Source organism: Pseudoalteromonas sp. NFXS39 (assembly GCF_040148775.1).
In the GTDB taxonomy this organism is placed as follows: domain Bacteria; phylum Pseudomonadota; class Gammaproteobacteria; order Enterobacterales; family Alteromonadaceae; genus Pseudoalteromonas; species Pseudoalteromonas apostichopi.
In genome coordinates, this window is record NZ_JAGDEC010000013.1 from 23,944 (window position 1) to 38,408 (window position 14,465).

Genomic DNA, 14,465 nt, shown 5'->3' on the forward strand with positions numbered 1-14,465 from the left:
GTATTTAACTGTAACAACTATAAACCAAATTACAGAACTATTTCACCTTTACTGCATTCATGTTGCCAAACATTCTACGCAATACTGGCAATCATAGATCAGTTGCCCGGTTTTCAGTCTCAGGCATAATAGCCATACTTGATACTTTTCTTTTTCATTATGCTTGCTGTCATTAAATCATTTAGCTGGCTACGAACCGTACCATGGCTATTTATTATCGCTGTTTATTGTACTTTATTGCTTTTGCAAGGCCCCGCTAATGCAGTGAGTAATTTTGTGACGCAATTGAGTATTGCTGCAACGATGGCGGTTGGCTCATTTGTCGCTGGTGGCACTGCTCTGGGAGGCGGTGCGGTAGCGTTTCCGGTAATGACCAAAATATTAGCGATAGAACCTGCGACAGCGAAAGTGTTTTCTCTTGCTATACAAAGCTTTGGTATGACAGCTGCTGCTTTAACAATTATTTTTAGCCGTATCCCTTATTACAAACAAGTGGTATTAATCGCGACGCCAATGGCTATTTTCGGCGCTATATTGAGTTTATTTTTCATTGCAGATCACTTACCAAGGTTAGCGGTGAAAGCGGTCTTTAGTGCACTATTATTATGTTTTGCGTTGACCTTAGCGTGGCGTATTTATCGCCGAGCTCAGCATATTTGTAGCCAGACAAAGATCACCGTAAATAAAATGCGAGTCGCGTTGATAGCTACGCTTGGTGGTGTTGCATCAGGATTGGTTGGGTCGGGCGCCGATATTGCTGTTTTTGCGCTGTTAGTTATTGCATATAACGCGAATATTCAACGTGCAACGGCAACCACAGTGATCATTATGGCTGTGACGTCTGTCGTAGCAAGTGTTATGAATTATTTTTACCTCGAGACTATTAACCCACAAATTCAAGCCTATCTATTAGCTGCTATTCCTGTTGTGGTGCTGGGCGCACCGCTAGGTGCTTATGTGTGTGCAAAAGTGAAAAGTGGGCAACTCATTAGCTTTTTACTGCTACTCATTGCCCTAGAAGTGTCGTTTACTATTTATGAATTATTGATCGTTATTTAAAGCGCATCGTAAACCGTTGGGATTGCTTGGCGCTTATGCTGAGTACGTAAGTAAATAGCTGTTAGCTTTTCTTCGACTTCATTGCTGACATCTTTACCTTCTAAGAAATCATCAATTTGATCGTAAGTTAAGCCAAGCGCTTCTTCATCGGTAAGGCCTGGGCGGTCACACTCTAAGTCAGCGGTTGGGGCTTTATGTACTAGTACAGCTGGCGCACCTAAGTGCTCAGCAAGCGCACGAACTTGGCGTTTTGATAAACCAAATAACGGTGCTAAATCACACGCTCCGTCACCAAATTTAGTGTAAAAGCCAGTGATGTTTTCTGCACTGTGATCGGTACCAACCACTAAGCCTTGACAGAAACCGGCAATTTCGTATTGCGCAACCATGCGTTGGCGCGCTTTTACATTACCTTTGATAAAGTCGATTTTAGCTTGCTCTGGTAATTCAGCATTACCACCAACAACTGCAGCCACTGCTTGCTCATGCATGCCATCTACAGCAGCTTTGATATTAACCGTCATACGCTTACTCGGTTGAATAAAATCAACCGCGAGTTGCGCTTCGTCTTCGTCTGCTTGTACGCCATAAGGTAAGCGTACTGCAATAAATTGATATTCGTTGGTGTTGTGCTCTTGGTTTAGTTCATCAACAGCTAATTGGCATAAACGGCCACAGGTTGATGAGTCAACACCACCACTGATCCCTAATACAAGTGAGCGAGAGTGCGCAGCAATAAGTCGGCTTTTAAGAAAGTTAACGCGACGGGTAATTTCCGCTTTTACATCAATAGTTGGTTGGACTTTCATTTCCGCCAGAATGTCGGCACGCATGGTAGAGCTCCTATTTTTCGTTGTGGTTGTCAGCGTTTTATACATTATGTTACGGGCGTGATTTTTATTAAAGACCTAAATGCGCTTTTATTGCGTTAATTTGTTGCTTAAGATCTTCGATTTCGCTTCGTAATTGTTGCACTTCACTACTGTTGTCCGGAAAAGGCTCATTAGCTGCCATGTCTTCAGTAATGCTGTCTGGGTCTACAAATAAGTGCATGTAACGGCTTTCTCGTTTGCCTGGCTCTCGTGCTAAGCGTGCAACATATTCTTGCTCGATGAGTGCATTTAATGCTGCTTCGACTTCATTGACATTACTAAACTCAGCCAGTCGGTTGCTGCGAGTTCTTAGTTCTCCCGGTGTTTGCGGGCCTCGTAATAGTAACAAACAAATAATGGCGCGTTGCTGCTCACTAAATTGCAAACTGCCAAATTCGGTATTACAAAAGCGATGAGCATATTTATTTACACGCCCTGACAGTCCTTCATCAACCGTTACCAAGCGTGATGCAATAAGTTCATCAAGGGTATCTTGGACTTGCGCTTCAGTTAGAGACATTACTGGCTCACGGTTAGATTTTTGATTACATGCATTAGTAAGTGAGTTTAAAGATAATGGGTAATGTTCGGGTGTTGTACTTTGCTTTTCGAGTAAACAGCCAATAACGCGTTGTTGAATTGATGATAATTGCATGGTTTTACTCTCTTTCTTTATTCTTCAGTGCTTAGCCACACTGTTAACTTTTTATTGAGCGAGTCAAATTTAAGGGGCTTGGTGACGTAGTCGTTCATACCAGCGTTTAAACAACGTTCTTTGTCACCTTGCATTGCATTTGCTGTCAGTGCGACGATATTAACCCCTTGATGAGCTGCACCTGCTTTACCAGCACGAATGGCCCGTGTTGCTTGGTAACCATCCATTTCTGGCATTTGGCAATCCATTAACACTAAAAGATAAGGCCTTTGCTCACGACTTGAAAGTTTTGCAATTGCTTCAAGACCATTTTCGGCAATATCAAAACTAAGGCCTGCTTGTTTTAATAATGAGCCGGCGACCATCTGATTCACTTTATTATCTTCAACGAGCAAAACCTGTGACTCTGTATTACTGTTATTGGTTACAGCCTTGGTTATTAACGTTTCTTTACTGACTTGCTGCTGTTCAATGTACTTGTCATTTACTAGTGAATTAAATAAATCAGACTGTGTTAATGGTTTGAAGATAATACTCTCAACTTTTATTGTTTGTCTTGTTTGTTTTTCCGTAAGGTTCATTGGTGCCATCAGAATTCGTTTGCAGCTAGTGGCATTAAAGTACTTTAAGAACGCTTGTTGGTGCTCTTTTGTTGCGCTGCTATAAAACTGATAATCAACTAAAATGGCATCACAACCTTTATTGTCAGGCATTGAAGCAAAATTGAGTAAGCTTGACATATCGCTATATGCTTCTACTTCAGCACCCCACAACTGCAACTGTTTTTTGGTGATATTGATACTTAGCCTACAGTTATCAGCAATTAAAATATGCTTTTTATCTAAGATGTGGCTAGGTTCAGGTGCTTGTTTTGTGTGATCACGTTTAACTTTTACAGAAAAATTAAAGGTGCTGCCTTCCCCATATGAGCTAATTACACTGACATCCCCATCCATTAACTGGCAGAGCTGTTTTACAATCGCAAGCCCAAGTCCTGTCCCGCCGTATTGACGTGTGGTTGATGCATCTGCTTGTGTGAATGAGTCAAATAAGGTGGCTTGTTTTTCAGGTTTAATCCCAACGCCAGAATCAATAACAGAGCAGTTCAAAAACAACTCTTCGTCGCTTGTTTCGAGTTTGGCGATGACGATAATCTCACCATCTTTTGTGAATTTAACGGCATTACTCACTAAATTATTGATGATTTGTCTAATACGATTCGGGTCACTAATAATAAACCCATGATTAAGTTGTGTAGTATCTAACAGTAACTTGGTATTGTTTTGCTCTGCTTTGATAGCAAACGATTCAATCGTATCGCCAAGTAGTTTTAATACGTTGAAGCTCACATTTTCAATATCGAGTTTACCAGCCTCAATTTTAGAAAAGTCTAGAATATCATTAATGATATGCAGTAAAGACTCAGCCGATGATTGCGCCAAATCGATATGATGGCTTTGCTGGTTGTCTAATTTGGTTTGCTTAATGATATTGAGCATCCCAATCACGCCATTCATGGGTGTGCGGATCTCATGACTCATGCTCGCTAAAAATTCACTTTTGGCTTTTACTGCTTGTTCAGCTGCCTCTTTTGCTTGGACTAGCTGATGCTCAGTCTCTATACGGCGCTGACTTGCGTGTAAACTTCCAATTAACGCAGCAACAGCGATTAAAAAGCTCTCTTCATTTTTACTCCAATGTCTGCGGTTATGGCATTTTTCAGCGCACACTACCCCCATCGTTTTGCTTCCTGTTGGAATTATCACGGTGAGCATTGAGCGTATATTAAACCAATCTAGGTAAGTGCTACGTAAATCGCTAGTCAGTGGGTGTTGCTGTGCATCACTGGCATTTATCACGGCGTGATTATTAATGGCATCAAAATAATTTTGAAATTCAATTTGTTGTAGTGATATTGCTTCACTAAATTCAGGCTGACTCTGGTCGTGAATCGCAAAGGTGTTGAGCGATTGACGATCGTCACTGAATAACCAAATACTCGCGCGATCAATATCGAATGCATGGCAAATAGCTTGCACAATGACATGTTTAGAAAGGTTAAGGTTACCTGTCAGTACAGCATCATTGACGGTTAATGATGCAAGGATCTCGTTATGTAAGGCGATCTTGTTATTTTCGAGCTCTACTCGCTTACGGGTATCAATATTTTGCAGTGAGCCAAATAATTTTATACAGCGGCCATTTTTATGCTCAGCTTCTCCGTGTAACAGTACCCAAACTTCATCACCTTCAGCAGTGATAATCTCTACTTGTGTTTCAAAACTTTCACCATACTTAATTGCGCGCTCGTTAAGGCGGCGAATTTTTTCACGACTTTCACCGGCTTTGAAAAGAGTATAGTTCGTAGGCCATTCAGGCTGGACATTTAGGGGAAGCTTAAATATTTGCTTGGTCATGTCAGACCAATATACGGTTTTTTTCTCAAGGTTGAATGACCAAGCACCGACTTTGGCGAGGCTACTCATGGTTTCTAGCATTCGCTCGCTCTTGTGCTGTCGTTCAACCATACGTAAGAAGAATACTGAAGCGCCAGCAAACAAAATACAGAATGAAATAATGGCTAGTCTCAGTGGCCAAATTGCAGAGCTTGGAGGCTGCCATCCAGATTTAGGTGTGACATACATTTGCCACTCACCACCTGGAAAGTTAATTCTAAAACTCAGAGGGTTGGTGTTGAGCACGTCTTTAGAACCGTAAAAAAAGTCACCTTTTGAACCGCGGCCGTTGCGCCCTTGCAGCGCAACTTCATAATGTTGACTCAGTGCAATTAAACCTGAGTTACTGTAGATCTTATCTATATCGAGTACCACCGAGAGTAATCCCCAAAAAGTGAGCTCGGGTGGTGTGAATACGGGCATTCTTGCTATCAGCGCTTGGCCACCTTGCACCAGCTCTAATGGGCCAGCCATAACAATACGGTTTTCATCTCGTGCTCTAATTGCATCATCGCGTTGCCGAGGGGCTTCTAAAAAGTTTAGTCCAATAGATTTCTCATTCCCCGCAAGAGGGTAAGTCATCTGGATAATCATATCTGGGGCTGCGCCGATGTTTCTGAGCTCTGAGGAGGTTGAAAATAAGGGGCTAGCTATTTGCGTAAAGCGAGCTTGGTCTAAATTTGGCTCGGCAGCAACGGCAACAGCAAGGCCGCGCACAAGTTGAATGTTAGAAACCATCTTTGCTTCGAGTTCTGCGCGATAAGCGCTTATTTTCGCTAGTTCTTGAGAGCGAAAAGCATCTTTTTCACGATTGTAATTAATTTGCTCGATTAAAAGACCAATTACCACGATACAGGCAAGTGATAACCAGAAGGCTAGCTTCAATTTTTGTAGTTTTTTATTATCTGCTTCGGTCGCTAGCGGCATGAGAAATATCAGGTTTTATACTATCTACCTACTATAGACAATTTCTGTGGTAATTAACAATGAACAGCTAACCTAGGACGTTAAATTTAATTATTTGTATCGCAACACTATTTTTTCATAAAACTCAGGTTAATATACCAGGTTAATACAGTGTTACTTCAGCGCAAGGAAAATTGGCATGTTTAAGATAATCAAATGGTTACTCATAGGCCTGTTTGTATTGGTGTTACTGGCAACCGGGCTTGTTTATGGCGTATTAAATTTAAGTTTACCGGTACTTGATGGCCGGGGTAAAAGTGATGCTATTTCGCAATCAGTAAAGATTGAACGGGACTCCTTAGGGCAGGCTGTTATTCATGCCGAGAACCGTTTAGATGCGGCCTATGCCTTAGGCTTTGCTCATGGTCAGGACCGATTCTTTCAAATGGACTTACTGCGCCGCAATGCGGCAGGTGAACTTAGTGAGTTATTTGGTAAAGCTGCTGTTGGGCTTGATAAAAAAATGCGTTTTCATCAATTACGAAAACGTAGCCAGATTGCAGTCGCGCAATTACCTGCTAAAGATAAAGTGCTATTGCAAGCATATGCAAATGGAGTCAATGAAGGCCATGCACAAGTTGGCTATGATAGCTTTGAATATTTGCTCACTGGCGCTGAAGCAAAACCTTGGCAAAGTGAAGACAGCTTACTAATCATTTTTAGCATGTACTTAGATTTACAAACTGCTACGTTTGAGCGTGACCAAACGCTGATCGAAATCGAAGACCTATATGGCAAAGCGATGGTCGACTTTATTACTCAGCCAAGCCAATATCAAGCCGCGCTCGATAACAGTCAGCTTGCACCTTATAACGGCGGTATTCCTGCGCTTAAAGACGCTTTATGGGCTTCGACCGAGATTGCAAACCGTAAAGAGCTTGGTAGTAATAACTGGGCAGTCACTGGGCAGCTAACTGAAACGGGTGCTGCAATGCTATCTGACGATATGCACTTATCATTTGCAGTGCCAATTATTTGGTATCGTGCGCAGCTTAATTACCCATTAAATGGTGAAATGCAACAAATAACTGGTGTGTCATTACCCGGGGCTCCAGCCATTGTTGTTGGTACCAATAATAAAATAGCTTGGGGATTTACTAATGGTTATCTAGATACTGCCGATTGGATTGCTCTTGAGAGTAAAGAGAAAACTTGGCTGATAGATGAACCCATCTTACTTAATGATGGCAACGTTGAAAATTATGCTTTAACCATGAGTGAGTATGGCCCTGTTAAAGAAATTAACGGCAAACCTTATGCCTTAAGTTGGGTTGCTCACCATGAGTATGCGGTTGATATGGAGTTGCTTAAGCTTGAGCAAGCAAACAATGTTGATGATGCATTAACGCTTGCTGCGGACGTTGGTATTCCAGTACAAAACCTGATAGTTGTTGATGATAAAGGTAATGCTGCTTGGAAAAATATGGGAGCAGTTCCCGCTCGTAAAATACCGCATCAATTAGCTGTTTCTGAGCAAGCGTATCCTGCTGCTTGGCATGAAAACGAAACGCAGCGTCCATTTGTAAAAAACCCAGAAAGTGGTCGGTTATGGACAGGAAACTCACGGGTTGTTTCTGCGCAAGATAATCAGCGTTTTGGTAATGGTGGCTATGCAATGGGGGCTCGCTCTGCACAAATTCGCGATCGCTTATTTGAAAAACAGCAGTTCAACGAACAAGATTTTTATGACTTACAACATGATAACGAAGCACGCTTCTTAACTGCTTGGCATCAATTACTAGTCAAACAGCTTAGCGCTGCAGGCGATAAATATGCCTTATATTTAAATGAATTAAACAATTGGCAGGCGTGCGCTTGTAGTGACTCAGTTGGCTATACCTTGGTAAAACGTTATCGCAGTGAAGTGATCAATGGTTTATTTAGTCCAATTGAGAATAAGCTAAAAGCTCTCGATAGTAGCTTAAAGCCAGTAAAACGAGACTTAGAGCCTGCCGTTTGGCAACTTATCAAAGCTCAGCCTCAAACATGGTTAAATCCTAAGTACGAAAATTGGCAGCAACAAATGTTAGGCGCCTTTGATCGCGTGATTACTAAACTCACAGAGCAGTACGGCAACAATCCACACAGTTGGCAATGGGGTAAGGTCAACGAATTAGTGATTGAGCACCCGTTTGCCAAACAAATACCCGTACTTAAAAGCTTGTTAAATATGCCTGTAGCCCCTGGTTTTGGTGATACCTTTATGCCTGCGGTACAAGGGCGAAGCTTTGGTGCTTCGCAGCGTTTTATTGTACAACCAGGACACTTAGATAATGCCATTATGGCTATACCTGGTGGTCAATCGGGACATCCATTGTCGGAATTTTATAGAGCTGGATTCAACGACTATGTCAGCAATGGTTTAACGCCATTATTGCCTCAAGAGATTGCTCACAGTATCACCATTGATGCGGTTAATTAACCGCATCAGCATCCTTAAAAGCAGGACATTCTCCCTTGGCAACGGTCGTTTGGTTGCGTCCTGCATGCTTGCTTCTATAAAGAGCCTCATCGGCATGTTGCAACATTTTTTCTATCGAAGCGAGTGGTTGCCACTCAATGAGTCCAAAGCTCATAGTTACATTGATATCAGGGAAATCAGGATGCGCTTCTAGCTCGGCGATTTTTATACGCAAAGTTTCAATTTTTGCGTAGGCTTGTTTTGCATCTGTATTGGTTAATAATAATAAAAATTCTTCGCCGCCCCAGCGTACAGCAATATCTTCATCATTGATGAATTGGCTAATTAGTTTGGCAACATTAATGAGTATCGTATCACCCTTATCATGGCCGTAGTTGTCATTGATATTTTTAAACTTATCGATATCTGCCATAACAATACAAATATTGCTATCTTGCTCAATACTTTTCTTATGTGCTGAGGTAATTAATTTTTTTGCAAAACGACGATTATAAAGTTTGGTGAGAGGATCGCGGGCTGCCATTTCTGTTAACTCAATTCGTTGTGATATGGTGATTTCTCTAATTAAACCCATGCCGTATACCATGGGTAAGCCAGCAATAATAATATTTATCACATTAACGTGTGGAAGTAATTCTGGGTAAGCAAAGCTGTACTGAACGTCCGCAAAAAACACATAGAGAAGGGCGAATGTGGCAATCATTACTAAGCTATAGATTGCCGCTCGTTTAAAAGTTAATTGGTAGTCGATCATTAAAATACAAGAGACTGTCCACAAGTAAAACTGAAACCCCGCACCTAAACCAAGGGTGGCACAGACAATCACAGCATGAATAATTACTTCAAGGCAAAATACTCGAAGTGCCAGGGAAGTCAGTCCTTGCTTAATTAAAAAGATGCCGCTGGCCCAAGCGAGAACACTCAAAATATTAACTAAAGCAAGCATGTTTGCACCTATATGGGCAAACGCGGGGATTAGCAAGACATGAACAATGAGCGCGAAATAGGCAATTTTACAAATAATTAGAAACTTAACGTGCTCAATCTCTTCTAAGCCAGATTGCTTTGATTGTTTTAGTAGACGTTTGATCAATCCCACCTCAAATACACATGGAGTGTAGCGTAATTATAGATGAAAAGTTGAGCAATGCAGGTTTATAATTGATCGCTTTTGCTGTGTAAACGCTTGCAGCGAATGTTTATCAGTGAAGATAAGCGTTTGTTCACATCACGTTTGTTAAGCTTTGGGTCTTGGCAGAGTGGGGATTTGATGCCACTCTAGTTAAAGCTAATCTAGAAACATGCTGACTGAATGTTTGCTTTGCTTGTTATCTCGTGCCTAAAAAAGGAGTATCTATGCCGGCCGAAAAAACGCATTTAGAGATCTGTAATCTAACTAAAGAACAGTACCCACAAATAAAAACTCTTATGGACCAAGCATATCCAGGGCTTGGCGGTGCATGGCCAAGCCACACCATTTTTAGGCTGATAGATCAGTTTCCAGAAGGACAAATAGGCATTGTTGACGATGGTGTTTTAGTGGGCATCGCGTTAAGTGTTCAGGTAGATTACGCTCGTTTTTCGAACCCGCATACCTATGAAGATATTGTTGATGGCCATGACCGAGTATTTAGTGACCCTGAAGGCGATGCGCTTTATGGTTTAGATGTGGTTACATCATCAACTCACCGAGGGATGCGACTTGGGCGCCGTTTATACGATGCACGTAAAGAGCTGTGCCGTCAGTATAACTTACGCGCTATTTTAGCGGGTGGGCGAATTCCGCGTTATTACAATCACAGTGCAGAAATGTCGCCAATGGAGTACATCGAAAAAGTTGACCACAAAGAGCTTTATGATCCGATTTTAAGTTTTCAGCTTTCTAATGACTTCCAAGTAAAACGTTTACTCAAAAAGTACCTTCCTGAAGATCAAGAATCTGTCGGTTATGCCACTTTACTAGAGTGGAATAACATTATGTTTGAGCCGACTGATACGGTACTTGAGTCAACCAAGTCAATTGTCCGAGTCGGTGCCGTACAATGGCAAATGCGTTGTGTTGAGTCTGTTGAAGAGCTTCTCAAACAGGTGGAGTATTTTGTTGATACGGTATCTGATTATAAAAGTGACTTTATTCTGTTTCCGGAATTCTTCAATGCGCCATTAATGGGCCTCACTGAGCAAAGTAATCAAACTGAGGCAATTCGTTATTTAGCGGAGTACACAGAAACTTTTCGTGATGCAATGTCGCGTATGGCAGTTGAATATAATGCCAATATTATCACCGGGTCTATGCCGCTAGCTGAAGGCGATAAGATTTATAATGTCAGCTATTTATGTCACCGAAGCGGTAAGATTGATGAGCAGCGTAAAATTCATATTACGCCTCACGAACAAAATGACTGGGTGATCCAAGGGGGTGACAAAATTGCTGTATTTGAAACAGATGCAGGTCGTGTCGGTATTCAAATTTGTTACGATGTCGAGTTTCCTGAGCTTTCACGTATTCTTGCAAAGCAAGGGTTGGATATCTTATTTGTGCCATTTTGGACTGATACTAAAAACAGTTACCTACGTGTTCGTCATTGTGCACAAGCGCGTGCAATTGAAAATGAATGTTATGTTGTGATTGCGGGTTCTGTTGGTAATTTACCTGAGGTAGAGAGTTTAGATGTACAGTATTCTCAATCGGCTGTTCTTACCCCTTCTGATTTTTCGTTTCCGCATGATGCAACCTTGAATGAAGCAACACCTAATACTGAAATGCTGTTATTCAGTGATCTAGATATGGATAAGCTGAAAATCCTTCACAGTGAAGGTACAGTTAGAAACTTAAAAGACCGCCGTGAAGACTTATATGACGTGATCTTGAAAAAACGAGACCAATAATGGCGTGGTTGTATTTAATTGTTGCTGGACTGCTAGAGATTGGCTGGCCAGTTGGTCTTAAAATGTCTCAAGAAGCTGACAGTCGATGGTTAGGTATTGCGATAGCCGTTGCCTTTATGGTCGCAAGTGGCTTTATGTTGTGGTTGGCGCAAAAAGATATCCCAATGGGAACATCCTATGCTGTATGGACTGGTATAGGGGCAGCAGGCACCTTCTTGGTGGGTTTTTTATTTTATGGTGATGCTGCGACATTTGGCCGCATTGCCGGAGTACTTTTAATAATAAGTGGTGTGATAACTCTTAAAATTAGTCATTAACGAAATTAAAAGCGGCATAGCCGCTTTTTTAATGACAAAAATGTAACTAATTAGGTAGCATAACAAGAATGGCTGCCAGTGCAATTAACAGAAGCCCTGCTGTATCTTGGCGTTTTAATGGCTGCTTTAGCCAAAGTATCGATACCATAATGGTAAAGAAAACTTCAACTTGTCCTAGTGTTTTTACATAAGCAACGTGCTGCAAACTCATAGCACTAAACCAACCTATCGAGCCTAAGCAGCTACAAACACTGACTGCCGTGGTAGTGCCTTTGTGATGCCACATCTTTTTAAACGTATCGCGCTCTTTGAATGCAATATACACGCACAGCATCAACGTTTGTAAGCTAATTATCAGCAGCAATACCCACGCAGCTGAGTGCGGGAAAGTCAGTCCTGAATTTAAGCTTGCCTCACGGATCCATGAAGATGAAAGCGCAAATGAAGTGCCACAAGCCAGCCCAAGTAGGGCAGTGCCTAAATTAAAGTGTTTAACATTCGCGATGCCACTCAATAGCAGTACGGCGATAGCACCAATAAATACCCCAATCCAGCCAAGTAATGAAAGTGCAGAGCCAAAAAACATAACACCTAAAATCGCTGCCATTAGCGCTTCACTTTTGGCAAGCCCGGCACCCACAGCAAAGTTATTCATTTTAAAAAGCTTTACCATCAAACCAGTGGCAACGATTTGAACAATACTGGCACCAACAATGTAGCTAATAAAAGCTAAGTTAAAGTCAGGAAAAGCTGCATCTTGGTATTGATATAGTGCTAATAAATAAAGGGCCGCTATAGGACTGGCAACAATGAAGCGAGCAAGTGTTACCCCAGCAACACTGACCGTCGCACTGAGTTTACTTTGCAGCGCATTGCGCCATGACTGCATAAATGCTGCAAAAATGGTTAAGAAAATCCAAGTCATATTGAAAATAAATTAATTAGGAGAGGCAATTAGAGTAACAAAACCAAAGAATGAGAGCATTAGCTTATCGACCAACTTGAGAAAAACTCAGCTGTGACAATATGCCGCAGGGCTTTTAGGTAAGCATTAGGCTATAGTGACAATGATGCTATTGCTGGCCGCTGCTGTTATAAGTAGCGGCTTTTTTTTGTTTACGATAGGGTAGAGAGTAATTTAAACAAGATAAGGAAATATCATGACAACACTGATTATCTGCGCACTCATCGCAGTACTCATTCCCTATTTAGCTAAAGCACCTGTGGCTTTTGCACAAAATAAGTTGTCAGGCTATGACAACAAGCACCCACGTGAACAACAAGCAAAACTAACCGGCTTTGGTGCTCGTGCATTGGCTGCACACCAAAATAGCTTTGAATCGTTGATTATTTTTGCAGTAGCGCTGGCGGTCGTAATCGGTAGCAATAATATCTATCAGGTGACTGAAACCCTTGCGATTATGCATGTTATTGCCCGTGTGTTGTATTGTATTTTTTACTACTTAAACCAGGATATTTTGCGCTCACTAGTCTGGCTAGTGGGTTATGTTTGTGCTGTGGCTATGATTGCACTTTGCCTTTAGTCACAAGGCTATGAGTTAAAAACCACAAAGCAAGCGGCTTAAATAAGGCGCTTGCTTTAGGGTCTTAAGTTGTTACTGCTTATTTCGAACTAACTTTAATTTTCTCAATTAAATCATTTGCTTGATAGTTTTCGTCTAAGGCAAAGTCGAGTTGTACTAAGGCGTTTTTAAAGCCAGATTCAGATGGCGCATATTGCCATTGTTTTAAGGCTCTTTTCGCTTCTCGATTGAAAACATCTTCAGGCTCCGCACTTACCACACTAACATTGCTGGTGGCGCCACTTGGTAAAATATCGTATTTCAAAACGACTGAACCGCTAATGCCTTGCTCTGCAGCTTGAATTGGGTATATCGGCTCTACGCGCATAACCGCTTGATAGTCTTTTGTCTTTTCAACTGACATAGGCTGTTTTGCAATGGCAAAGCTGCTAAGCATGCCCGCTGTAAAAATAACTAACGCTGTTTTTGCAATAAATGAGCTGTTATCGATCTGCTTTATTTGATTTAGACGTTGTAACATGGTGTTTTTATCTCCGTATTGTGAATAAGCCATTAAGCCTGCTCTACTAAAGCTTGCACAGTGCACTAATGCCTTACTGTATAAAATTCGTTGTTCTGTCGATTTATTTTTGAGCACTTGCTCATCACATGAAAGCTCTTGTATACGGCGCAAGCTCGCATAACCAAGCCACGCAAGAGGGTTAAACCACAGCAAAATAGTGGCACTTAAAGCGATGGCGTTTATTAGGTTGTCTTTGCGTTTAATGTGCACTGATTCATGTTCTAAAATAAGTGCTAAAGCAAGGTTGTCGTAGTGACTATGGTAATTTGTTGGCAGCACTAACTTGGTGTTAATAACGCCCACAACCATAGGTGAACTTATTTGTTTACTTTGATATAAGCACAGACTTTGGATACTGTGATGGTCGACTGTAATCTGCTCTAATTGCAGTTTGGCTAAAAAGCGGTAATGAAAGTAAACGGCAGTGAGTAGCAGCGCAGCAGTTACAAGGGCATAAACAGCGAACCAAGTTGGTGTAAATTGCGGCATTATTGCTGTGTTTGGCGTGATAGTCAGCTTACTGATAAAGTTGTTTTGTATCGGCTTTAAGTGATCTGGTAGGTTCGCTAAAAATAAACCAATAGGTAAAAGCGCCCAAAGTGTATAAACCAAGCGTGCCGACAGCTGACTTAGTAGCTTTCGCTCTAGCAGCAATAAAAACATAATTGCAGATGAGATCAAAAGCTGTTGATCTAACAGCCAATTAAAAAATGCATCTAACAT

11 protein-coding genes are annotated in these 14,465 nt (G+C 41.5%); 5 read left to right on the forward strand and 6 right to left on the reverse strand.

The features are described 5' to 3' along the window. Positions 1–264: 264 nt before the first annotated feature. Positions 265–1,059: a sulfite exporter TauE/SafE family protein gene (locus J3455_RS18725; RefSeq protein WP_297330175.1), complete on the forward strand. Its 795-nt coding sequence runs from the start codon at positions 265–267 to the stop codon at positions 1,057–1,059. Here J3455_RS18725 and nadE read toward each other — a convergent pair. The 3 genes from nadE to J3455_RS18740 form a co-directional block, all read right to left on the reverse strand. Further along, positions 1,056–1,892, reverse strand: coding sequence for an NAD(+) synthase (gene nadE / locus J3455_RS18730; protein WP_297330176.1), 837 nt, complete (start codon positions 1,890–1,892; stop codon positions 1,056–1,058). The genes J3455_RS18725 and nadE overlap by 4 nt on opposite strands. A gap of 67 nt (positions 1,893–1,959) precedes the next feature. Continuing rightward, positions 1,960–2,586, reverse strand: a complete 627-nt coding sequence (locus tag J3455_RS18735) for a YceH family protein (protein ID WP_297330177.1) — start codon at positions 2,584–2,586, stop codon at positions 1,960–1,962. A gap of 17 nt (positions 2,587–2,603) precedes the next feature. Further along, positions 2,604–5,969 carry an ATP-binding protein gene (locus J3455_RS18740; protein WP_349562159.1) on the reverse strand — a complete coding sequence of 1,122 codons (3,366 nt, stop codon included), beginning with the start codon at positions 5,967–5,969 and terminating at the stop codon, positions 2,604–2,606. Between the two features lie 178 nt (positions 5,970–6,147). Here J3455_RS18740 and J3455_RS18745 point away from each other — a divergent pair, with 178 nt between their 5' ends. Then, complete coding sequence (locus J3455_RS18745) at positions 6,148–8,430, forward strand: penicillin acylase family protein (RefSeq protein WP_130050059.1); 2,283 nt, start codon at positions 6,148–6,150, stop codon at positions 8,428–8,430. Here J3455_RS18745 and J3455_RS18750 read toward each other — a convergent pair. Continuing rightward, complete coding sequence (locus J3455_RS18750) at positions 8,423–9,523, reverse strand: GGDEF domain-containing protein (RefSeq protein WP_175580476.1); 1,101 nt, start codon at positions 9,521–9,523, stop codon at positions 8,423–8,425. The two genes, J3455_RS18745 and J3455_RS18750, sit on opposite strands and share 8 nt — an antisense overlap. A 263-nt stretch (positions 9,524–9,786) precedes the next feature. Between J3455_RS18750 and J3455_RS18755 the strand changes: the two genes are divergently transcribed. Both J3455_RS18755 and J3455_RS18760 read left to right on the forward strand, forming a co-directional pair. After that, a complete protein-coding gene (locus tag J3455_RS18755; RefSeq protein WP_349562160.1) occupies positions 9,787–11,319 on the forward strand; it encodes a carbon-nitrogen hydrolase family protein in 1,533 nt (510 codons plus the stop codon). Further along, positions 11,319–11,636, forward strand: coding sequence for a DMT family transporter (locus J3455_RS18760; RefSeq protein ID WP_167658805.1), 318 nt, complete (start codon positions 11,319–11,321; stop codon positions 11,634–11,636). Before J3455_RS18755 ends, J3455_RS18760 begins: the two co-directional genes overlap by 1 nt. A gap of 46 nt (positions 11,637–11,682) precedes the next feature. Here J3455_RS18760 and J3455_RS18765 read toward each other — a convergent pair whose 3' ends face one another. Continuing rightward, positions 11,683–12,561 carry a DMT family transporter gene (locus tag J3455_RS18765; protein WP_175580477.1) on the reverse strand — a complete coding sequence of 293 codons (879 nt, stop codon included), beginning with the start codon at positions 12,559–12,561 and terminating at the stop codon, positions 11,683–11,685. Positions 12,562–12,796: 235 nt separating this feature from the next. Between J3455_RS18765 and J3455_RS18770 the strand changes: the two genes are divergently transcribed. Continuing rightward, a complete protein-coding gene (locus J3455_RS18770; RefSeq protein WP_130050055.1) occupies positions 12,797–13,180 on the forward strand; it encodes an MAPEG family protein in 384 nt (127 codons plus the stop codon). Positions 13,181–13,259: 79 nt separating this feature from the next. Here the strand turns inward: J3455_RS18770 and J3455_RS18775 are convergent, their stop codons facing one another. Continuing rightward, positions 13,260–14,465 carry a M56 family metallopeptidase gene (locus tag J3455_RS18775; RefSeq protein WP_250661506.1) on the reverse strand — a complete coding sequence of 402 codons (1,206 nt, stop codon included), beginning with the start codon at positions 14,463–14,465 and terminating at the stop codon, positions 13,260–13,262.